The 21216-nt window shown below is 69.9% G+C and carries 17 protein-coding genes; 13 read left to right on the top strand and 4 right to left on the bottom strand.

Features of this window, described 5'->3' with window-relative positions:
- The first annotated feature begins 188 nt into the window (after positions 1-188).
- The 4 genes from eccB to ACFY8O_RS00070 all read left to right on the top strand — a co-directional run bounded on the left by eccB (position 189) and on the right by ACFY8O_RS00070 (position 3949).
- Complete coding sequence (gene eccB, locus ACFY8O_RS00085) at positions 189-1730, top strand: type VII secretion protein EccB (protein WP_387897321.1); 1542 nt, start codon at positions 189-191, stop codon at positions 1728-1730.
- A 45-nt stretch (positions 1731-1775) separates the two neighbouring features.
- A complete protein-coding gene (mycP, locus tag ACFY8O_RS00080) occupies positions 1776-3020 on the top strand; it encodes a type VII secretion-associated serine protease mycosin (protein WP_387897320.1) in 1245 nt (414 codons plus the stop codon).
- A gap of 211 nt (positions 3021-3231) precedes the next feature.
- Positions 3232-3582 carry a hypothetical protein gene (locus tag ACFY8O_RS00075; protein ID WP_356746163.1) on the top strand — a complete coding sequence of 117 codons (351 nt, stop codon included), beginning with the start codon at positions 3232-3234 and terminating at the stop codon, positions 3580-3582.
- A gap of 58 nt (positions 3583-3640) precedes the next feature.
- Positions 3641-3949 carry a WXG100 family type VII secretion target gene (locus ACFY8O_RS00070; protein ID WP_145810664.1) on the top strand — a complete coding sequence of 103 codons (309 nt, stop codon included), beginning with the start codon at positions 3641-3643 and terminating at the stop codon, positions 3947-3949.
- A 111-nt stretch (positions 3950-4060) separates the two neighbouring features.
- On the opposite strand, the gene ACFY8O_RS00065 is transcribed toward ACFY8O_RS00070, so the two are convergent.
- Together ACFY8O_RS00065 and eccCa are read right to left on the bottom strand one after the other, a co-directional pair.
- Positions 4061-4294 carry a DUF397 domain-containing protein gene (locus ACFY8O_RS00065; protein ID WP_030933207.1) on the bottom strand — a complete coding sequence of 78 codons (234 nt, stop codon included), beginning with the start codon at positions 4292-4294 and terminating at the stop codon, positions 4061-4063.
- A gap of 348 nt (positions 4295-4642) precedes the next feature.
- Entirely contained in the window at positions 4643-8599 is a 3957-nt protein-coding gene (gene eccCa / locus ACFY8O_RS00060) for a type VII secretion protein EccCa (protein ID WP_387897315.1), read from the bottom strand.
- Positions 8600-8781: 182 nt separating this feature from the next.
- On the opposite strand from eccCa, the gene eccD reads away from it, so the two are divergent.
- The 6 genes from eccD (at position 8782) to ACFY8O_RS00030 (ending at position 15832) form a co-directional block, all read left to right on the top strand.
- Positions 8782-10263 carry a type VII secretion integral membrane protein EccD gene (gene eccD / locus ACFY8O_RS00055; protein WP_387897312.1) on the top strand — a complete coding sequence of 494 codons (1482 nt, stop codon included), beginning with the start codon at positions 8782-8784 and terminating at the stop codon, positions 10261-10263.
- Between the two features lie 177 nt (positions 10264-10440).
- A complete protein-coding gene (gene rpsO, locus ACFY8O_RS00050; RefSeq protein WP_003965855.1) occupies positions 10441-10731 on the top strand; it encodes a 30S ribosomal protein S15 in 291 nt (96 codons plus the stop codon).
- A 271-nt stretch (positions 10732-11002) separates the two neighbouring features.
- Positions 11003-13216 (top strand): polyribonucleotide nucleotidyltransferase, encoded by a 2214-nt coding sequence (locus ACFY8O_RS00045; protein ID WP_387899484.1) that lies wholly within the window; start codon positions 11003-11005, stop codon positions 13214-13216.
- Entirely contained in the window at positions 13213-14592 is a 1380-nt protein-coding gene (locus ACFY8O_RS00040) for a M16 family metallopeptidase (RefSeq protein WP_387897309.1), read from the top strand. Before ACFY8O_RS00045 ends, ACFY8O_RS00040 begins: the two co-directional genes overlap by 4 nt.
- Positions 14593-14614: 22 nt before the next feature.
- Positions 14615-15367: a 4-hydroxy-tetrahydrodipicolinate reductase gene (gene dapB, locus ACFY8O_RS00035; protein WP_145810656.1), complete on the top strand. Its 753-nt coding sequence runs from the start codon at positions 14615-14617 to the stop codon at positions 15365-15367.
- 12 nt (positions 15368-15379) lie between these two features.
- The gene (locus tag ACFY8O_RS00030; RefSeq protein WP_145810653.1) at positions 15380-15832 is read left to right on the top strand and encodes a hypothetical protein; all 453 of its coding nucleotides are present in this window, start codon (positions 15380-15382) and stop codon (positions 15830-15832) included.
- 44 nt (positions 15833-15876) lie between these two features.
- Here the strand turns inward: ACFY8O_RS00030 and ACFY8O_RS00025 are convergent, their stop codons facing one another.
- Positions 15877-16428, bottom strand: a complete 552-nt coding sequence (locus tag ACFY8O_RS00025) for a hypothetical protein (RefSeq protein WP_145810651.1) — start codon at positions 16426-16428, stop codon at positions 15877-15879.
- A gap of 93 nt (positions 16429-16521) precedes the next feature.
- The gene (locus ACFY8O_RS00020) at positions 16522-16761 is read right to left on the bottom strand and encodes a hypothetical protein (RefSeq protein ID WP_387897306.1); all 240 of its coding nucleotides are present in this window, start codon (positions 16759-16761) and stop codon (positions 16522-16524) included.
- A 175-nt stretch (positions 16762-16936) separates the two neighbouring features.
- On the opposite strand from ACFY8O_RS00020, the gene thyX reads away from it, so the two are divergent.
- The 3 genes from thyX (at position 16937) to ACFY8O_RS00005 (ending at position 20543) form a co-directional block, all read left to right on the top strand.
- A complete protein-coding gene (gene thyX / locus ACFY8O_RS00015) occupies positions 16937-17674 on the top strand; it encodes an FAD-dependent thymidylate synthase (protein ID WP_145810647.1) in 738 nt (245 codons plus the stop codon).
- A 152-nt stretch (positions 17675-17826) separates the two neighbouring features.
- A complete protein-coding gene (dapA, locus tag ACFY8O_RS00010) occupies positions 17827-18726 on the top strand; it encodes a 4-hydroxy-tetrahydrodipicolinate synthase (RefSeq protein ID WP_145810645.1) in 900 nt (299 codons plus the stop codon).
- Positions 18727-18857: 131 nt separating this feature from the next.
- Positions 18858-20543, top strand: coding sequence for a ribonuclease J (locus ACFY8O_RS00005; protein ID WP_015578985.1), 1686 nt, complete (start codon positions 18858-18860; stop codon positions 20541-20543).
- Positions 20544-21216: the final 673 nt, after the last annotated feature.

Here is a 21216-nt window from a genome sequence, read left to right as displayed (position 1 = left end):
AACCCGACCGCCCCGCTCCCGCCGGGGCTTCGGCGGCTGGATCACCCTACCCGCCCCACCGGTACACGGGATCAGCAGGCATAGTAGGGGCCGGTCCGGCACCAGGGTCCGGTACCGGGTCCGGCACAGGGGACGGGGATGCGTACGCTCCTGGGCCGCGCGGGGAGACACGGGAGACAGACACACTCATGGCATCACGGCGGGACGAGCTCAACGCGTACACCTTTGCGAAGAAGCGCACGGTGGCCGCATTCCTCCAACCCTCGCCCACCGGTACCGAGGAGGGCGCCCCACGCCCCCTGCGCGCCGTCGTCCCGAGCCTCGTCGTCGGCGCTCTGATCGTCGCGGGATTCGGCGCCTGGGGGATGTTCAAGCCCACCGCGCCCAAGGACTGGGACAAGCCCGGTACCAAGGTCATCGTCGGCAAGAAGTCGACCACCCGTTACGTCGTCCTGGAGACCGGCGAGGGCAAGCAGAAGAAGTCCCTGCTCCACCCCGTGCTCAACCTCGCGTCCGCCCGGCTGCTGCTCACCCCGCAGCAGTTCGGCGTCATCCAGGTCGGCGACGACATCCTGGACGCCGGCAAGCCCCCGCGGGGCCCGATCCTCGGCATTCCGTACGCCCCCGACCGGCTGCCCGAGGCCAAGGACGCGGGCACGGCCAAGCGCTGGGCTGTCTGCGAACAGCCCGGGGGCAAGGGCAACACCGTACAGAAGGCCGCCTTCGTCTTCGCCGGACGTGACGACAAGCTGACCGAGGGCGCCGGCCGGCTCACCGGCGGCCAGGTGCTCTACGTCCAGGGCCAGGACCAGGCACGCTATCTGGTCGACGCGAGCGGCACCCGCTACCGCATCGACGAGAAGGCGACCGACGACGGCCACCTGACCAACGCCCTCGTCGGCAGCAGGCAGCCGCAGGCCGTCACCGACGACTGGCTGGACACCCTCCACGAGGGCAGCCCGCTCGTCTTCCCGCGGATCCCGGGCACGGTCGGGGCGCCCGCGCACATCCAGGGCCAGCTCTCCGCCGAGGAGAACAAGGTCGGCATGGTGCTGCGGACCAGGACCGGCGAGGGCACGACGCACTACGTCGTCCTCGACGGCAAGGTCCAGCCGGTCTCCGAATTCACCGCCTGGCTGCTGATCAACTCCCCCCAGACCGCGCCCCTGAACCTCGACAGCGAGGCCCGCGCCGTCGGCCTCCAGGACTTCGTGCCGGACAGCCGGACCTTCGAGGGCCAGGCCGCCCGCTGGCCCGCGCACAAGGCCGAACAGGTCAACTCGGCCGGCGGTGACGCCAGTCGGGACACCGTGTGCAGCGTGCTGCGCAAGGTCGACGACAAGGGACGTACGACGCTGAGCACCTGGGCCGGCGCCGCCTACCCCGCCACCATCAACGCCGGCGGCACCAGCACCTATGTCACCCCCGGCAGCGGACTGCTCTACACCCAGGTCAGGGGTGAGCAGACCAAGCCCGACGGCTCACTCTTCCTGGTGACCGACACCGGGCTGCGCTACGCGGTCCAGGCGAACGGCGACAGCGACGCCGAGCGCTCCGACATCGGCAGCGGCCCGCAGGCCGAGGACGGCAGGCCCGAGGCCAGTCAGGCGCAGATCCGGCTGGGCTACGAGAAGGTCACCCCCTCGCTCGTGCCCATCGCCTGGTCCGAGTTCCTGTCCAAGGGCCCCAGGCTCGACACCAACAGCGCACGCCAGCCCCAGGGCTCGTAGCCGTACCGGCATCGTCACGCACGCGGGACCGGGGGAGAGGAACAGATGTTGCACCGGAAGACGGCCGCTCTGACGGCGGCCACCGCCGCACTGGCCGCACTGGTGGCGCCGCACACCGCGTACGCCGCCGAGGGACCGGGGCGGGGGACCGGGACGGTCCTGGACGGCAGCGGCGAATGCACCTTCCCGATGAAGGAGCAGTTCGAGGGCCGGCCCTGGTCGCTGCAGCGCGTCCTGCTCGACGAGCTGTGGCAGGACACCAAGGGCAAGGGCGTACGGGTCGCGGTCATCGACACCGGCGTGGACAACGCCAACCCGCAGCTCGCCGACGCCGTCGACGTGTCCGCCGGACGCAACCTCCTCGAGGGGGGCAGCCGCGACGGCACCACGGACGAGGTCGGCCACGGCACCAAGGTCGCCGGCATCATCGCCGCCCGCCCGCGCAAGGGGACCGGGTTCGTGGGTATCGCCCCCGAGGCGACGATCATCCCGATCCGCCAGAACGACGAGAAGAACAGCGGCAAGGACACCACGATGGCCACCGCGATCGACCACGCGATCGCCGAGGGCGCCAAGGTCATCAACATCTCGCAGGACACCACGAAACCGCTGTCCGGAGACTCGGCGCTGGGCAGGGCCGTCGCCAGGGCGCTCGCGGAGGACATCGTCGTCGTCGCCTCGGCGGGCAACGACGGCATGGACGGCAAGCGGAAGCAGACGTACCCCGCCGCCTTCCCCGGCGTACTCGCCGTCGCCTCGTCCGACCGGAACAACGAACGCGCCCCCTTCTCGCAGGCAGGTGACTTCGTCGGAGTCGCCGCCCCGGGCGTCGACATCGTCTCCACGGTCCCTGGCGACGGCCAGTGCACCGACAACGGCACCAGCTTCTCCGCGCCCTACGTGGCGGGCGTGGCCGCCCTCCTGGTGGCGAAGTACCCCACGTGGAGCCCCGCCGAGATCGTCGCCCGGATCGAGCAGACCGCCGAGCGTTCCATCCGGGGCCACGACGACTTCGTCGGCTGGGGGGTGGTCGACCCCGTGCGCGCGCTGGCCGGTGACAAGGACGACGCCCCGCTCGCCGCCCCCCGCCCCGACCCCGCTCCGGCCAAGGCGCCCGCGCCCCGGCCGGCCCACCTCGCGATGTCCGAGACGGCGCAGGAGCGCAGCGAGCGCTACGCGACCTACGCCCTGGCCCTGGCGGCCGTCCTGGTCTGCGTCGTGGCCGGTACGGCGACGGTCGCCCGTGATGTCCGGAGACGGCGCGGTGTGCGCCGGGAGGCCATCCGGTGAGCTGGATCTCTCCCGGTGAAGCGCAGTTGGGGAGAGATGACGAAGTGACTAGGGTGGTAGCAGACTTCACGTGTGTGACGGGGGAACGAGAAGTGGCAAAGTCCGATTCCGGGGTGTGCGAACACCGCCGGCGGCTTCCGGGACCCCGTGCAGCAACAAGCCTGTCCGCGGCCCGCGGACAGGCCCGGGAACTGAGAGATAGGACCTCCGGATGAGCAACACCGGTTCCGGTTTCGGGCTTGGCGACGATCCGATCGTCCAGGCGAAGAACAAGATCATCGAGACCTCCCAGGCGGTGTCCAGGCAGTCCCGTGAACTGGCCGACATCCTGGCGACGGTCAGTGCGGGATGGACCGGTGTCGGTGCCGGCGGATTCACATCCGCACAGATCGTGATCAACGAGGACCACGACGACATCCGCCGCCTGCTGGGTGTGCTCCTCAACGGTGTGAGCCAGACCAAGAACCTCAGCAACGCCAACGACGACGAGGTCCGCGCGGCCTTCAACGCCGTCAAGGAGTCCGCCTCCTCGGGCAACACCTCCGGGCTCAACAACCTCTGAGCCCGGGCGTCGCCCCCTCATCCGTACACGTCGCACGCCGAACACCAGGAGCAGACAGATGGCCGGAGCAGATCCGAACACCAAGGTCAGGTACGAGAGCGTCCAGGAGATGGCGAACCGCATCCGCACGGTGTCGCGCAACATCATCAAGGACCTCGAAGAGATGGATGCCGCCCTCAAGGTCGTCACCGACACCTGGGACGGTGACGCCCACGCCGGGTACGTCAGTCTCCAGAAGCAGTACAAGGGTAAGGCCGACCACATGAAGGACCGGCTCGAGCACGTCGCGAAGATCATCGAGAACGGCAAGGACAGCTACCGTTCCACCGACGTGAAGGCCTCGCGCCTGTTCACCGAGGCGTACTGACCGCCGGGCCCTCACCGGCCCCGTCACGCACGGAAGAGGGGCACGCCCACCGGGCCGTGCCCCTCTTCCGCGCTCTGGGCCCGCTCGGGGGTCACCCGTACGCGCCGGGGCCTACGTGAGGTCGAACTCGCCGTCCCGCGCGCCCAGGACGAAGGCCCGCCACTCCGCCTCCGTGTAGCGCAGCACCGTCTCCGGGTCCAGGGAGGACCGCATCGCGACGGCGCCGCCCGGCAGGTGGGCGATCTCCACCCGCTCCTCCGCCTCCTCGGTGCCCGGGGCGCTCAGCCACTCCACCCCCGAGATGTCGAGTGCGTACAGCTCGTCCTTCTCCTGCTGCGTACCCATCAGACGCCTTCCCTCTTCCGCGGCGGAGTGCGTTCCTCGCCGGTCGATCCATGTGTGATCCGCGCGCCGATTATCCCCGGATCACCTGCCCGGGCGACGGGAACATGATGCGGAAGCCCCGGGGGAGCGGCCCACGTGGTAAGGGAACGATCCCGCACCGGGGCACGCCCCCACCCGGCAGCCCCGCCCCGGCCGCGGCGGTCGTGCGGCGGGCGGTGCACCCTGCCGGACGGCGCCCCGCGCCGAGGCCGTGCCCCGAGCCGGACGGCGGCGCGCCCTCACGCGGAGAAGGGCCCCCGCGCGGCATGCGCGGAAGCCCTTCGGCGAGGTCCGGCGGACGTGCGCCGCTCAGTGCTGTTCCGGCAGCCGTCCCGTCTGCACCAGCGGGGTCCCGCGCCGGCGCGACGCGAAGTACCCGCGCCCCGGAGGCATCGCGTGGCCCCGCACCGACCCGATCAGATCGCCCTCGGACGGATCGCCCGCCAGCACCACACCCTGCGCGCCCAGCTCCTTGATGCGCTGCATGAAGCCCTCGTACATCGCACGCGAGGCGCCCGCCGAGTTCCGCGCGATGATGAACCGAACGCCGGTGTCCCGGGCGAACGGCAGGTACTCCGCGAGCGGCGCCAGCGGATTGCCCGCGTTGGTCGCGACCAGGTCGTAGTCGTCCACGATGATGAAGATCTGCGGCCCCGACCACCAGCTGCGGTCCCGTAGCTGCTGCGGCGTCACATCGGTCGGCGGCTGCCGGCGCGCGAACACGCCGGCGAGCGCCTCCATGTGCATCTGCATGGCGCTGGCCATCGGCGCGTACTCCAGCAGATGGGACTCGGGCAGCGCGCCCAGCAGCGCGCGACGGTAGTCACCGACGACGATCTTCGCCTCGTCGGGGGAGTAGCGCTCCCCGATCTGCTTGGCGATCAGCCGCAGCAGGTTGGTCTTCCCGGACTCGCTCTCACCGAAGACCAGGAAGAACGGATCCGTCTCGAAGTCGACGAACACCGGCTCCAGGGACGTCTCGTCGATACCGATCGCGATGCCGCGCTCGGGGAACTCGAAGCCCTTGGGCAGCTGGTCCGCGGGGAGCTTGCGCGGCAGCAGCCGTACGGAAGGAGCCACCGGACCCGCCCAGTTCGACTTCACCGCCGCGACGAACGCCGCGGTGCCGTCGGAGAGGTCCGTACCGCTGCTGACCGAGTCGATGCGCGGCAGAGCACCCATGAAGTGCAGCTTCTGCGGGACCTGGCCGCGGCCGGGCACCCCCGCGGGGACGTTCGCCGCGACCTTGCGGTCGAACTCGGAGTCCATGACGTCACCGAGACGCAGTTCGAGCCGCCCGAGGATCTGGTCCTTGAGGGCCGCCCGCACCTCCATGTAACGGGCCGCGGTGATCACGACGTGCACGCCGTAGCCGAGACCGCGCGCGGCGATCTCCGTGACGACCTGCTCCAGCCCCTCGTACTCACCGCGGAAGCCGCCCCAGCCGTCGACGACCAGGAACACGTCGCCCCACGCCTCGCCGGGCAGCTCGCCCTGCGCGCGCTTGCGCCGGTAGGTGGCGATGGAGTCGATGGAGTGGGCGCGGAAGAACTCCTCGCGCCGGTTGAGCACGCCACCGACCTCCGCGACCGTCCGGCGCACCCGCTCGGGGTCCAGGCGCGAGGCCATCCCGCCGACGTGCGGCAGGTCCGCCAGCGAGACGAGACCGCCACCACCGAAGTCCAGCCCGTAGAACTGCACCTCGTGCGGGGTGTGGGTGAGGGCGAAGGAGGAGATGAGCGTCCGGATCAGCGTCGACTTGCCGGACTGCGGGCCCCCGACGACCAGCATGTGCCCGGCCGCGCCGGAGAAGTCCCGGTACAGCACCTCGCGCCGCTGCTCGAAGGGCTTGTCGATCAGGCCGAGCGGAACCGTGAGCCCACCGGGCCTGGTGTACTCCGTCGCCGTGAACCCGCGGTCCGCGGTCGGCGCGAGCCCCGGCAGCAACTGGTCCAGCGTCGGCGCCTGGTCCAGCGGCGGCAGCCACACCTGGTGGGCGGGCACACCCTGCCCCTCCAGGCGCCGCACGATCACGTCGAGCACCGTGTCGGCGAGCGCGTCGTCCTCCGCCGAGGCGCGGGCCGCCAGATGGGCCGGGTCCGGCGCCGCGTACACGACCGGCACCGGGGCCGCGCTGAACACCACGGGCCGCCGCTCGATCGGCAGCTGCCCCACCGGCAGGTCGGGGCCGCCCGTCCGGTACGTCCCCGACACGTACGCCGCCTTGAAGCGGGTCATCTCGTCCGTACCGAACTTCAGATACCCCGAGCCCGGCACCGAGGGCAGGTGATACGCGTCCGGCACGCCCAGCGCCGTCCGCGACTCGGCCGCCGAGAAGGTCCGCAGACCGATCCGGTACGAGAGGTACGTGTCCAGGCCGCGCAGCTTGCCCTCCTCCAGGCGCTGCGACGCCAGCAGCAGGTGCACACCCAGCGAACGGCCGATGCGGCCGATCTGGATGAACATCTCGATGAAGTCCGGCTTGGCGGTCAGGAGTTCCGAGAACTCGTCGATCACCAGCACGAGCGAGGCCAGCGGCTCCAGCGCCGCGCCCGCCGCCCGGGCCTTCTCGTAGTCGTGGATGTTGGCGTAGTTGCCCGCCGAGCGCAGCAGCTCCTGCCTGCGCTGGAGTTCACCGCGGATCGCGTCGCCCATGCGGTCGACCAGCGTCAGGTCGTCGGCGAGGTTGGTGATGACCGCCGCCACGTGCGGCATGTGCGACATCCCCGCGAACGTGGCACCGCCCTTGAAGTCGGCGAGCACGAAGTTCAGCGTCTCCGAGGAGTGCGTGACCGCGAGACCGAGCACCAGCGTCCGCAGCAGCTCCGACTTCCCGGAACCCGTCGCACCCACGCACAGGCCGTGCGGGCCCATGCCCTCCTGGGCGGCCTCCTTCAGGTCCAGCATCACCGGCTGGCCGTCCTCGCCGACACCGATCGGCACCCGCAGCCGCTCCGAGACCGACCGGGGCCGCCAGGTGCGCGCCACGTCGACCGAGGCCGCGTCCCCCAGCGAGAGCAGGTCCGTGAAGTCCAGGTTGGCCAGCAGCGGTTCGTCGTCGTCCCCGCCGCCCATGCGCAGCGGCGCCAGCTGCCGGGCCAGGGCCTCGGCCGCCTCCGGCGACATCACGTCCGGCACACCCTCGTACGCGAGGCCGCCACCGGACTCCAGCCGCAGCAGCCCCGGCCGCACCACCACGGAGAGCCCGCCGCGCAGCTCGTCCAGCTCGCCGGAGACCACCTCGACGATCGTCACGCCCTGGAGGCCCTCGGCCGCCGCGAACAGCGAGTCCGGCGGCACCATCCCGCCGTCCAGGACCACGACGACGTGCGGCTGGTCCAGCACCGGCTGGCTCTCACGGCCGAACCGGGGCCGGCCCTCCAGCCGGCTCGCCAGCAGCGTCTCCAGCTCGCCCAGGTCGTCACCGAACAACCGCTTCGTTCCGGCACCGTCGACCTGGCCCGGCACCTGCGTGTGCGGCAGCCACTTCGTCCAGTCCCAGCGCGCCACCGCGTGCGGCGCCGCCACGACGGCGACCATCAGGTCCTCCGGGGAGTGCAGCGCCACCAGCTGCGCCACCAGGGAACGCGCCGTGGACTGCGCGGACTCCGGGCGGCCCGAGACCGTCACGTGGTAGAACGCCCGCATCGAGACGGCCATCGGCAGCCCGTCCAGCGACCCGTGCACCGCCAGGAACTGCTGCATCGCCCCCGCGCACATCGGCTCCAGCTCGTCCACCGGAGCCGTGTCCGGCGCGATCAGCGGAGTCGACAGCTGCTGCGCCCCGAGCCCCAACCGCACCTGCGCGAAGTCCTTGTCACCGACGCGCCGCTCCCAGACGCGGCTGCCCTCGGCCACCACCGACCACAACTGCTCCGGCGCCGGGTGCAGATAGAGCTGCACGTCGCGCTGGGCACGGGCCGTACGGCGGACCGTCCGGCGGGTCTGCGCGAGGTACTTCAGGTAGTCACGTCGGACATCGCCCATTTGCCCTTGCGTACCGCGACGGTGCCGGACGATCTGCGCGACGACCATCGCGACCGTCGAGACCAGCATCAGGACGCCCATGATCCGCATGAACGGAGGCGCCTGCGGAGAGAAGAAGAAGACCACCGACGACCCCATGCCGAGCACCGGCAGGATCTGCATCAGCATGCCCTCCTGCTGCCCGCGCGGCAGTTCGGGAGGAGCCTCCAAAGTCAACTCGTCAGAGGGCACTTCCGGCGGCAGAGACCGCGGAGGTCGTTTCACGACGATCTGGCTCACCGGAACATCAATCCCTCAATACGGACGGGCGGAAGGCCGGCCGGTCCGCACCGACGCCCCCGTGGCTGCGTTGCTGCGGACTTGGATCCGCGCGACCGTGATCCTACGTGCAGATCACCTTCCCCCCTCCCGGTAGGGTGGCGCCGCACTGTGCGCAACCGCGAATCAGGGGGACCAGACACGTGAGTACGACCGCAGCGACGGGCTTCTGCCGCGTCACCGTCGTGGCACCTGACAGCCGGATCGACGTCGCCCTCCCGGAAGACATCGCCGTCGCCGACGTCTACCCCGAGATCCTGCGTCTCACGGGCCAGACCCAGGCCGCCGGCGCACCCACCGGCTATCACCTCGTACGCCGTGACGGCACGGTCCTGGACGGCGCCCGCACCCTCTCCGCCCAGCAGGTGCTCGACGGCGAAATCCTCAGCCTGCGGCCCTTCGCCCAGTCGCTGCCGCCCGCCGTCTTCGACGACGTGTCGGACGCGGTCGCCTCCGCCGTCACCCGCGACCGCCACCTGTGGAGCGACGAACTCCTGCGCGGCGCGGGCCTGGTGGGCGGTGTCCTGCTGCTCGTCCTGCTCGGCTTCGTGCTCTGGTTCGCCGACCCCGTACGCCACGACATGCACAGCCTGCCCGGCATCGTCGCCGGCTCCGCGGGCCTGCTCCTGACCGCCTTCGCCGGAGTGCGCGCCCGGGTCTACGCCGACCGTGCCACGGCGGTCGCCCTCGGCCTCGGCGCGCTGCCCCTCGTCCTCATCGCGGGCTCCGGCATCATCGGCCCGGACGCCGGCCAGGGCCCCGGGCGGCTCCAGTTCCTGCTCGGCTGCGTGGCGGTCCTCCTCGCCTCCGTCATCCTGGTCGCCCTCACCCCCAGCGGTGACGCCCCCTTCGTCGCGGCGACCTTCCTGGCCACCGTCGGCACCCTCGCCACCTTCGCCGCCATCCTCACCGAGGCCACCGCCACCGAGACCGCCGCCGTCTGCGCACCGGTCGCCCTCGGCCTGGTCGCCTTCCTGCCCGGCCTCTCCGCCCGCTTCGCCCGGCTGCCCATCGGCTACGCCTCCCCGCGCACCGCCCCCGCCGGCTACGACGACTCCTTCACCGAGCCGGGCTCCGCGCCCACCGCCGACGGCGAGCCGGTGGACGCCGACCGCATCGCCGCCCAGGCCCGCCGCGGCCACGAGATGCTCCTCGGCCTCGTCGGCGGCTGCTCCGCGGTCGTCGTCGGATCCGCCGCGGTGCTCGGCTTCTCCGACAGCATCTGGGGTCAGGTGCTCGCGCTGACCGCCGGACTGGCCATGCTGCTGCGCGCCCGCCTCTTCCGTTACACCTCCCAGGTCGCCTGCGTCCTGGTGGCGGGAATCGGCGCCGTGGCCCTCCTGGTCCTGGGCCTCTCGCTCAATCCGCCCACCGACCTGCTGTACGACCTGGTGCGCTACGGGGACCGGGGCTCCCTGGACATCCGTACGATCTGGCTCTCCGCCGCGGTCGCCGCGGGCGCCGCCCTCCTCACCGCGATCGGCCTCGTCATCCCGCGCAAGGGTCTCTCCCCCTTCTGGGGCCGGCTCCTCGACCTCACGGAGAGCGCGCTGCTGCTCTCCCTGGTCCCGCTCTGCCTCGCCGTCCTCGACGTCTTCACCCGCGCCAGGGCCATGACCAGCTGACGCCCGTCGGAGCCGCCCCCGGCGACTGGTACTCTGACTGGTGGCCGTTTGTGTACGCGCCTCCGGGGTTTTCCTGGGGGCTGCGCTCATCGGACCTTCGCCTCCGAGTCACGGAAGCTCCCCTGAGATCAAGACCAGGGGCACTCGTGGGCGCATCGAAGACCAAGAGGAGTACGCGTGCCGCTCGACGCCGCTACGAAGAAGCAGATCATGTCCGAGTTCGCCCAGAAGGAGGGTGACACCGGATCCCCCGAGGTCCAGGTCGCCATGCTCTCCCGCCGGATCTCGGACCTGACGGAGCACCTCAAGACGCACAAGCACGACCACCACTCCCGTCGTGGTCTGCTGATCCTGGTCGGCCAGCGTCGCCGCCTCCTGCAGTACCTTGCCAAGAAGGACATCCAGCGCTTCCGTGCGCTCGTCGACCGCCTCGGCATCCGCCGCGGTGCGGCCGGCGGCGCCAAGTAAGGACGCTGTGAGAGGGAGCGGTACCCCAGTTCCAGGGGGCCGCTCCCTTTGCTGTACGTGCGTGACCCGGGTCCGGCTCAGTAACCTGGACGCACGACAACAGAACGAGGAGAGGCGCCCTACGGCCGCCGCCGGTCCTCGGTAGTGGCCCCCGGGGCAACGCCCGGGAGCTTCGATCGAAGACCGGCCCGCACACACGGTGCGCTTCTCCGCACCGTCCTCCGCCACACGGGCGGCAGGACGAAAGACGACGAGTATGGAGAAATCACTAGTGGAGAACGAGACCCACTACGCCGAGGCCGTTATCGACAACGGAACCTTCGGCACCCGCACCATCCGCTTCGAGACGGGCCGCCTGGCCAAGCAGGCCGCAGGCTCCGCCGTCGCGTACCTGGACGACGACACCATGGTGCTGTCGGCCACCACCGCTTCCAAGCGGCCCAAGGACAACCTCGACTTCTTCCCCCTCACGGTGGACGTCGAGGAGCGGCAGTACGCCGCAGGCAAGATCCCCGGCTCCTTCTTCCGCCGTGAGGGCCGGCCCTCCGAGGACGCGATCCTCACCTGCCGCCTGATCGACCGGCCGCTGCGCCCCTCCTTCAAGAAGGGCCTGCGCAACGAGATCCAGATCGTCGAGACGATCATGGCGCTCAACCCCGACCACCTGTACGACGTGGTCGCGATCAACGCCGCCTCCTGCTCCACGCAGCTGGCCGGCCTGCCCTTCTCCGGCCCGATCGGCGGCACCCGTGTCGCCCTGATCAAGGGCCAGTGGGTCGCGTTCCCGACGCACACCGAGCTCGAGGACGCCGTCTTCGACATGGTCGTCGCCGGTCGCGTCCTCGAGGACGGCGACGTCGCGATCATGATGGTCGAGGCCGAGGCCACCGAGAAGACCATCCAGCTCGTCAAGGACGGCGCCGAGGCCCCGACCGAAGAGGTCGTCGCCGCCGGTCTGGAAGCCGCGAAGCCCTTCATCAAGGCGCTCTGCAAGGCCCAGTCCGACCTCGCCGCCAAGGCCGCCAAGCCCACCGGTGAGTTCCCGGTCTTCCTCGACTACCAGGACGACGTCCTGGAGGCCCTCACCAAGGCCGTCAGCACCGAGCTCGCCAAGGCGCTCACCATCGCCGGCAAGCAGGAGCGCGAGGCGGAGCTGGACCGCATCAAGGAGATCGCGGGCGAGAAGCTCCTCCCGGCCTTCGAGGGCCGCGAGAAGGAGATCTCGGGTGCCTACCGCGCGCTGACCAAGAAGCTGGTCCGCGAGCGCGTCATCAAGGACAAGGTCCGCATCGACGGCCGCGGCGTCACGGACATCCGTACGCTCGCCGCCGAGGTCGAGGCCATCCCGCGTGTGCACGGCTCGGCGCTGTTCGAGCGTGGCGAGACCCAGATCCTGGGCGTCACCACCCTCAACATGCTCCGCATGGAGCAGCAGCTGGACACCCTCTCCCCGGTGACCCGCAAGCGCTACATGCACAACTACAACTTCCCGCCGTACTCCGTCGGTGAGACCGGCCGCGTGGGCTCGCCCAAGCGCCGCGAGATCGGCCACGGCGCGCTCGCCGAGCGCGCCATCGTGCCGGTGCTGCCGTCGCGCGAGGAGTTCCCCTACGCGATCCGCCAGGTCTCCGAGGCGCTGGGCTCCAACGGCTCGACGTCCATGGGCTCGGTCTGCGCCTCCACCATGTCGCTGCTGAACGCCGGTGTGCCCCTCAAGGCCGCCGTCGCCGGTATCGCCATGGGCCTGATCTCGCAGGAGATCGACGGCAAGACGCACTACGTCGCCCTCACCGACATCCTCGGTGCGGAGGACGCCTTCGGCGACATGGACTTCAAGGTCGCCGGCACGAAGCAGTTCGTGACCGCGCTCCAGCTCGACACCAAGCTCGACGGCATCCCCGCCTCGGTCCTGGCCGCCGCGCTGAAGCAGGCCCGTGACGCGCGTCTGCACATCCTGGACGTCATGAACGAGGCCATCGACGTCCCGGACGAGATGTCCCCGAACGCCCCGCGGATCATCACCGTCAAGATCCCGGTGGACAAGATCGGTGAGGTCATCGGCCCCAAGGGCAAGATGATCAACCAGATCCAGGAGGACACCGGCGCCGACATCACGATCGAGGACGACGGCACCATCTACATCGGTGCCCAGCAGGGTTCGCAGGCCGAGGCCGCCCGCGCCACGATCAACGCCATCGCCAACCCGACCATGCCGGAGGTCGGCGAGCGCTACCTGGGTACGGTCGTCAAGACCACCACCTTCGGTGCCTTCGTCTCCCTGATGCCCGGCAAGGACGGTCTGCTGCACATCTCGCAGATCCGCAAGCTCGCCGGTGGCAAGCGCGTGGAGAACGTCGAGGACGTGCTCGGCGTCGGCGCCAAGGTGCAGGTCGAGATCGCCGAGATCGACTCCCGCGGCAAGCTCTCCCTCATCCCCGTCATCGAGGGCGAAGAGGACGAGAAGAAGGACGACACCGACAAGTGACGTCCCGCAGTTCCGTGACGGCGGCCCGCACCTCCTCGGAGGGGCGGGCCGTCGCCCGTACCCAAACCCTTCTCAAGGGCAGCAACGGCATCGGCACCGTCCGCCGCACCACCCTTCCGGGCGGCCTGCGGATCGTCACCGAGACGCTGCCCTCCGTCCGCTCCGCCACCTTCGGGATCTGGGCCAACGTCGGCTCGCGCGACGAGACGCCCACCCTGAACGGCGCGACGCACTACCTCGAACACCTCCTCTTCAAGGGCACGGCCAAGCGCAGCGCCCTGGACATCTCGTCCGCGATCGACGCGGTCGGCGGCGAGATGAACGCCTTCACGGCGAAGGAGTACACCTGCTACTACGCGCGGGTCCTGGACACCGACCTCCCGCTGGCCATCGACGTCGTCTGCGACATGCTGACCGGCTCCCTGATCGCCCCCGAGGACGTGGACGCCGAGCGCGGCGTCATCCTCGAGGAGATCGCCATGACGGAGGACGACCCGGGCGACTGCGTGCACGACCTGTTCGCGCACACCATGCTCGGTGACACCCCGCTGGGCCGCCCGGTGCTCGGCACCGTCGACACGATCAACGCGCTGGACCGCGGCCAGATCGCCCGCTTCTACAAGAAGCACTACGACCCCACGCGCCTGGTCGTCGCCGCTGCGGGCAACGTCGACCACGCCACGGTCGTACGCCAGGTCCGCCGCGCCTTCGAGCGTGCGGGCGCCCTGAGCCGCACCGACGCCGTGCCCACGGCGCCCCGCGAGGGCTCACGCACCCTGCGCACGGCCGGCAAGGTCGAGCTGCTGAACCGCAAGACCGAGCAGGCGCACGTCGTCCTCGGCATGCCCGGCCTGGCCAGGACCGACGAGCGCCGCTGGGCCCTCGGCGTCCTGAACACCGCGCTGGGCGGCGGCATGAGCTCGCGCCTCTTCCAGGAGGTACGGGAGAAGCGGGGCCTCGCCTACAGCGTGTACTCGTACACCTCGGGCTTCGCCGACTGCGGGCTCTTCGGCGTGTACGCGGGCTGCCGGCCCAGCCAGGTGCACGACGTGCTCAAGATCTGCCGCGACGAGCTCGACCGCGTGGCGAGCGACGGTCTCGGCGACGAGGAGATCAGCCGCGCCGTCGGCCAGCTCGCCGGCTCCACCGTCCTCGGCCTGGAGGACACGGGCGCGCTCATGAACCGCATCGGCAAGAGCGAGCTCTGCTGGGGCGAACAGATGTCCGTGGATGACATGCTGGCGAAGATCGCGGCGGTGACCCCCGACGAGGTCCGCGCGGTGGCGGCCGACGTCCTCGAACAGCGGCCCTCGCTCTCGGTCATCGGCCCGCTGAAGGACAAGCAGGCGAACCGCCTCCAGGAAGCGGTCTCCTAACCACCCCGTAAGGAAAGAGCACATGAGCAAGCTGCGCGTGGCCGTTCTCGGCGCCAACGGACGCATCGGTTCCGAAGCGGTACGAGCCGTGGAGGCCGCCGACGACATGGAGCTGGTCGCCGCACTGGGCCGTGGCGACGAGCTGGAGACCCTCACGGAGAGCGGCGCCCAGGCAGTCGTCGAGCTGACCACCCCCTCGTCGGTGATGGGCAACCTCGACTTCTGCGTACGGCACGGCATCCACGCGGTCGTCGGCACCACCGGCTGGACCGACGAACGGCTCGCGCAGCTGAACACCTGGCTCTCCGGCTCCCCGGAGACCGGTGTGCTCATCGCGCCGAACTTCTCCATCGGCGCCGTCCTCACGATGAGGTTCGCGGAGCAGGCCGCCCGCTACTTCGAGTCGGTGGAGGTCATCGAGCTCCACCACCCGAACAAGGCCGACGCCCCCTCCGGAACGGCCACCCGCACCGCCCAGCTGATCGCCGCGGCCCGTCGGAAGGCCGGATCGGCGCCTCAGCCCGACGCCACGGCCACAGCGCTCGACGGGGCGCGCGGCGCCGACGTCGACGGGGTACCGGTCCACTCGGTCCGGCTCCGCGGCCTCCTGGCCCACCAGGAGGTCCTGCTGGGCGGCGAGGGCGAGACCCTCACCCTGCGCCACGACTCGCTCCACCACAGCAGCTTCATGCCGGGCATCCTGCTCGGTACCCGCCGCGTGGTGACCACTCCCGGCCTCACCTTCGGCCTGGAACACTTCCTCGACCTGAACTGACTGGCCCACCCCATGCGCGCAAAGCTCACCTACGTCGTCACCGCCGCCGTCCTGGTCTTCTACTTCGTCCTGGCCGGCAGCCGCGGTGTCCTCCTCATCCGGCACGGCACCCTGCTCACGGTCACCTTCGGGGTGGCGGTGCTGATCCTGCCGGTGATCGGCGTCTGGTTCCTCTGGAAGAACACCCAGTTCGTCCGCAGGGCCAACGCACTCGCCGCCGAACTGGACGCCGAGGGCGGTCTGCCCGTGGACGAACTGGTGCGCACCCCCTCCGGGCGCATCGACCGTGACTCCGCCGACGCCGTGTTCGCACGGCGCCGGGAGGAGACCGAGGACAGCCCGGACGACTGGCGCAGCTGGTTCCGGCTGGCGGTCGCCTACCAGGACGCCAGGGACACCCCGCGCGCCCGTAAGGCGATGCAGCGCGCCATCGCCCTGCACGCGAACAAGCCGGTACGCGCCTGAGCGGGCGCCGTACCGGCTTGTGAGGTGCTGGACCGCCCGGGGTGTCAGCCGGTGCGGTACTCGTCCCCCCAGGCCTCGATCGTGTCGGTGGCACGCTCGAAGGCCTCGGACCGGGCCAGGAAGTCGGCGTTGTGATCCGTCACCAGCGGCGCCAGCGGCTCGCCGCCGCGGCGTACGACGACCAGCGCCTGACCCTGGACGGTGCGCGGGAACCCGAGCCACTTCACCGGCTGCTGCACCGTGCGGACCGCCACCGCGTCCGGCCACCGGACGGTGGTCGTACGGAAGAAGCCCACCCGGCGGACACCGTGACGGCTCACCCAGGCGCCCACCCGCAGCAGGCGCAGCGCGCCGACGATCACCGCACCGGCGAGCGCGAAACACACGCCCGCACCGGACAGTGATCCCGCGACCGAGATGATCACGGCCGCGAGCAGCACGAACGACGCGAGCAGCAGCAGGGTGGCCGCCGCCGCGACCCGCCACGGGCCGGGGCGGTAGGGCCGCCGCCAGCTGTCGTGGTCGTCGAACGGCAGCGCGCTGTCCTCCGCGTTCGCGTCGAATGCGCGGTCGGCCGTCAGAAAGGGCAGGGGCACGACTGATCCTCACTCACAAGCACGCTCGATTGCTGTGCCCGGTGAGGCTACCGAGCAGCCCTGCGGCCTACCACCCCAGGGGGCCCGTACGGGTCAGCGGTGCCGGGAGGCCTCGGAGGTCTGGCTGTGCGCCGGGGTCCGGTCGGCGTCCAGGGCGGGCAGCCCGAGGAGCAGCGAACCGGCGAAGCCGGCCACCAGCGTCAGCCCTACGAGGGAGCGAGCGGCCAGCTGCGAGCGGCTGGCGCGGCGGCGGGGAGGCGGAGTGACATTACTGCGGAACCGGTCGGCCTCGGCAACGAACGAGAACGGGACGGATTCACGCCGGCGGAACATGAGGAAGATCTCCTTGAACTGTGTGACGGGTGCTGCTGTCGAGTCAGACGTACGGGAACCCTGATCGGTGCCCCGAATCGCCGAACACATGCAGGAATTCCCGCTGACGGAGGCTGCTCCCGGGGCCCGTAGAGTGGACGCCGCCCGAGCGACGCCATTGGAAGGACCCCCGCCGGTGACCGACACCCCCGAGCCCACAAAGGCCCACTTCCGCAGCGATGTCACCGTTGACCTGGTGAAATCAGCCGCCGCCGACTCCGACGTGCTCTTCGCCGCTCGTGTGTCCACCGCCGGCGAGCAGTCCCTGGAAGAGGTCACGAAGGACCCCGAGCGCTCGAAGGGCCTCATCAACTATCTGATGCGGGACCGGCACGGCAGCCCGTTCGAGCACAACTCCATGACCTTCTTCATCAGCGCCCCGATCTTCGTGTTCCGCGAGTTCATGCGGCACCGCGTGGGCTGGTCCTACAACGAGGAATCGGGCCGCTACAGGGAGCTCGAGCCGGTCTTCTACGTTCCGGGGGAGTCCCGCAAGCTCATCCAGCAGGGCCGTCCCGGCAAGTACGAGTTCGTCGAGGGCACCCCGGAGCAGCACGCGCTCACCAGCCGTGCCATGGAGGACTCCTACCGGCAGGCGTACGACGCCTACCAGGAGATGCTCGCCGCCGGGGTCGCCCGCGAGGTCGCCCGCGCGGTGCTCCCCGTCGGCCTGTTCTCCACGATGTACGCCACCTGCAATGCCCGCTCGCTGATGCACTTCCTCGGCCTGCGCACCCAGCACGAGCTGGCCAAGGTCCCGTCCTTCCCGCAGCGCGAGATCGAGATGGTCGGCGAGCAGATGGAACAGCACTGGCAGACGCTGATGCCGCTCACTCATGCCGCCTTCAACAAAAACGGACGGGTCGCCCCGTAGGCGGTGTCCGTATTGCGGCGTTTCGTGAAGTTCATCTAGGCTGATCAAACGGACCCGGCACTGCTTGAACCCCCGAGCAGGCAGTGCCGGGCTCCTCTTCCTCGTCCCCCCGAGGGGGCACGGCGCTCCGAGCAACGAGTAGCGTGTTACCCATGGCTCCGATCTCCACTCCGCAGACCCCCTTCGGGCGGGTCCTCACCGCTATGGTCACGCCCTTCACGGCGGACGGCGCTCTCGACCTCGACGGCGCCCAGCGGCTCGCCACCCATCTGGTGGACGCAGGCAACGACGGCCTGGTCGTCAACGGCACCACGGGCGAGTCCCCGACCACCAGCGACGCGGAGAAAGACCAGCTCGTACGGGCCGTGCTCGAAGCCGTCGGAGACCGGGCGCACGTCATCGCCGGCGTCGGCACCAACGACACCCGGCACAGCATCGAGCTGGCCCGCACCGCCGAGCGCACCGGTGCCCACGGCCTCCTCGCCGTCACGCCGTACTACAACAAGCCGCCGCAGGAGGGTCTCCTCCGGCACTTCGGGGCCATCGCCGACTCCACCGGCCTGCCGGTGATGCTGTACGACATCCCCGGCCGCAGCGGTGTGCCGATCGACACGGAGACGCTCGTACGCCTCGCCGAGCACCCGAGGATCGTCGCCAACAAGGACGCCAAGGGTGACCTGGGCCGCTCCAGCTGGGCCATCGCCCAGTCCGGACTCGCCTGGTACTCCGGCGACGACATGCTCAACCTGCCGCTGCTCTCGGTCGGCGCGGTGGGATTCGTCTCCGTCGTCGGCCACGTCGTGACCCCGGAGCTGCGCGCACTCGTCGAGGCGCATCTCGACGGGGACGTGCAGAAGGCCACCGAGATCCACCAGAAGCTGCTTCCCGTCTTCACCGGGATGTTCCGCACCCAGGGCGTGATCACCACCAAGGCCGCGCTCACCCTCCAGGGACTGCCCGCCGGACCGCTGCGCCTCCCTCTGGTGGAACTCACCACCCAGGAGACGGCCCAGCTCACGATGGATCTGGCCGCCGGTGGGGTACAGCTCTGACCACGGACTTCACAACTGAATAAGCGAGGAACCCTCGCGACGGAAACACCACCTGACAACAGCAAGTGCACGAATGACATGCGCGCCACGTGCCCTCAGCGGTACGTGGCGTGCGTGGTGAGGAGAGTCTTTTGAGTCATCCGCATCCTGAACTCGGTACCCCGCCGAAGCTCCCGAAGGGCGGCCTGCGGGTCACCCCGCTGGGCGGCCTGGGCGAGATCGGCCGCAACATGACGGTCTTCGAGTACGGCGGCCGTCTGCTCATCGTCGACTGCGGTGTGCTCTTCCCCGAGGAGGAGCAGCCCGGCATCGACCTGATCCTGCCGGACTTCACCACGATCCGGGACCGCCTGGACGACATCGAGGGCATCGTCCTCACGCACGGCCACGAGGATCACATCGGTGGCGTCCCGTACCTGCTCCGCCTGAAGCCGGACATCCCGCTGATCGGCTCCAAGCTGACCCTCGCGCTCATCGAGGCCAAGCTCCAGGAGCACCGGATCCGCCCCTACACCCTCGAGGTGGCCGAGGGGCAGCGCGAGCGCATCGGCGTCTTCGACTGCGAGTTCATCGCGGTCAACCACTCCATCCCGGACGCGCTCGCCGTGGCCATCCGGACTCCCGCGGGCCTGGCCGTCGCGACCGGTGACTTCAAGATGGACCAGCTCCCGCTGGACGGCCGTCTCACCGACCTGCACGCCTTCGCCAGGCTGAGCGAGGAGGGCATCGACCTCCTTCTCTCCGACTCGACGAACGCCGAGGTCCCGGGATTCGTCCCGCCGGAGCGGGACATCTCCAACGTCCTGCGCACAGTGTTCGCGAACGCCCAGAAGCGCATCATCGTGGCCAGCTTCGCCAGCCACGTCCACCGCATCCAGCAGATCCTGGACGCCGCCCACGAGTACGGCCGCAGGGTCGCCTTCGTCGGCCGCTCCATGGTCCGCAACATGGGTATCGCCCGTGACCTGGGCTATCTGAAGGTCCCCGCGGGCCTGGTCGTCGACGTCAAGACGCTGGACGACCTGCCCGACGACGAGGTGGTGCTGGTGTGCACGGGCTCGCAGGGCGAGCCGATGGCGGCACTCTCGCGTATGGCCAACCGGGACCACCAGATCCGGATCGTCCCGGGCGACACGGTGATCCTGGCGTCCTCGCTGATCCCGGGCAACGAGAACGCGGTCTACCGCGTGATCAACGGCCTGACCCGCTGGGGTGCCAACGTGGTCCACAAGGGCAACGCCAAGGTCCACGTCTCGGGCCACGCCTCGGCCGGCGAGCTGCTGTACTTCTACAACATCTGCAAGCCGAAGAACCTGATGCCGGTGCACGGTGAATGGCGCCATCTCCGGGCCAACGCCGAGCTCGGCGCGCTGACCGGCGTGCCGAAGGACCACATCGTCATCGCCGAGGACGGCGTCGTCGTCGACCTCGTCGACGGCAAGGCCAAGATCGTCGGCAAGGTCCAGGCGGGCTACGTGTACGTCGACGGCCTCTCGGTCGGCGACGTCACCGAGACCTCGCTCAAGGACCGCCGGATCCTCGGGGACGAGGGCATCATCTCGGTCTTCATCGTGGTCGACAGCTCCTCCGGCAAGATCGTGGGCGGGCCCCACATCCAGGCCAGGGGCTCCGGCATCGACGACGGTGCGTTCACCGCCGTGGTGCCCAAGGTCGAGGAGGCCCTCAACAAGTCGGCCCAGGACGGGGTGATGGAGCCGCACCAGCTCCAGCAGCTTGTCCGCAGGACCGTGGGCAAGTGGGTGTCGGACACCTACCGCCGGCGCCCGATGATCCTTCCGGTGGTCGTCGAGGTCTGACGGGACGGTCCGTCGACGGCGGCCTGAGGCCGCCGACCTGGAGCGGGGCTCCCCGATTTGCATCGGGGAGCCCCGCTCCAGTACGTTTACGTTTCCGCCTGAACGGGAAGCAGCCCGCGCACGTGTGCGCCGGGAGCTCCTCTGGAGGGCCGGAAAATCCGACTCAGAATCTCTGATAAAGTCGAGTCCGCCGAAAGGCAAAGGCCATTCCGCAGGCCGCTGGAATCGAATTCGGACCGGAAACGGAACGGAAATGAGTCTGGTAAAGTCGGACTCGCCGGAAAGGGAAACGCGAAAGCGAAGAACTGGAAAGCGAAACAAGCAGTAACCCGCTTCGACCGGGAATCGGACACGAAAGAGTCTGATAGAGTCGGAAACGCAAGAACGAAGGGAAGCGCCCGGAGGGCCCCGGTGAAACGGGACCGAAGGAAGCGTCCGTTCCTTGAGAACTCAACAGCGTGCCAAAAGTCAACGCCAGATATGTTGATACCCCGGCCTGCATCGCAGGTTGGTGGTTCCTTTGAAAAGTCCTGCACGGCCTTCGGGTCGGGTAGGCAACAACAGCGAGGACGCTGTGGACGACCGGTCATATTCCGACCTGGTCGTTCCGCTCTCGTGTTGTGATCCCGATTACGGGAAAACATTCACGGAGAGTTTGATCCTGGCTCAGGAC

The sequence above is a fragment of the Streptomyces argenteolus genome (genome assembly GCF_042902585.1).
Classification (GTDB): Bacteria; Actinomycetota; Actinomycetes; order Streptomycetales; family Streptomycetaceae; genus Streptomyces; species Streptomyces argenteolus.
The sequence above is the reverse complement of the archived record's forward strand: the minus strand, read 5'-3'. Positions and strand labels throughout refer to the sequence as shown.

Bases quoted from the DNA above. Each gene is read 5' to 3' on its own strand.
- eccB (WP_387897321.1), top strand. From the start codon at position 189: ATGGCATCACGGCGGGACGAGCTCAACGCGTACACCTTTGCGAAGAAG.
- mycP (WP_387897320.1), top strand. From the start codon at position 1,776: ATGTTGCACCGGAAGACGGCCGCTCTGACGGCGGCCACCGCCGCACTG.
- ACFY8O_RS00075 (WP_356746163.1), top strand. From the start codon at position 3,232: ATGAGCAACACCGGTTCCGGTTTCGGGCTTGGCGACGATCCGATCGTC.
- ACFY8O_RS00070 (WP_145810664.1), top strand. From the start codon at position 3,641: ATGGCCGGAGCAGATCCGAACACCAAGGTCAGGTACGAGAGCGTCCAG.
- ACFY8O_RS00065 (WP_030933207.1), bottom strand. From the start codon at position 4,294: ATGGGTACGCAGCAGGAGAAGGACGAGCTGTACGCACTCGACATCTCG.
- dapB (WP_145810656.1), top strand. From the start codon at position 14,615: ATGAGCAAGCTGCGCGTGGCCGTTCTCGGCGCCAACGGACGCATCGGT.
- ACFY8O_RS00030 (WP_145810653.1), top strand. From the start codon at position 15,380: ATGCGCGCAAAGCTCACCTACGTCGTCACCGCCGCCGTCCTGGTCTTC.
- ACFY8O_RS00020 (WP_387897306.1), bottom strand. From the start codon at position 16,761: ATGTTCCGCCGGCGTGAATCCGTCCCGTTCTCGTTCGTTGCCGAGGCC.
- dapA (WP_145810645.1), top strand. From the start codon at position 17,827: ATGGCTCCGATCTCCACTCCGCAGACCCCCTTCGGGCGGGTCCTCACC.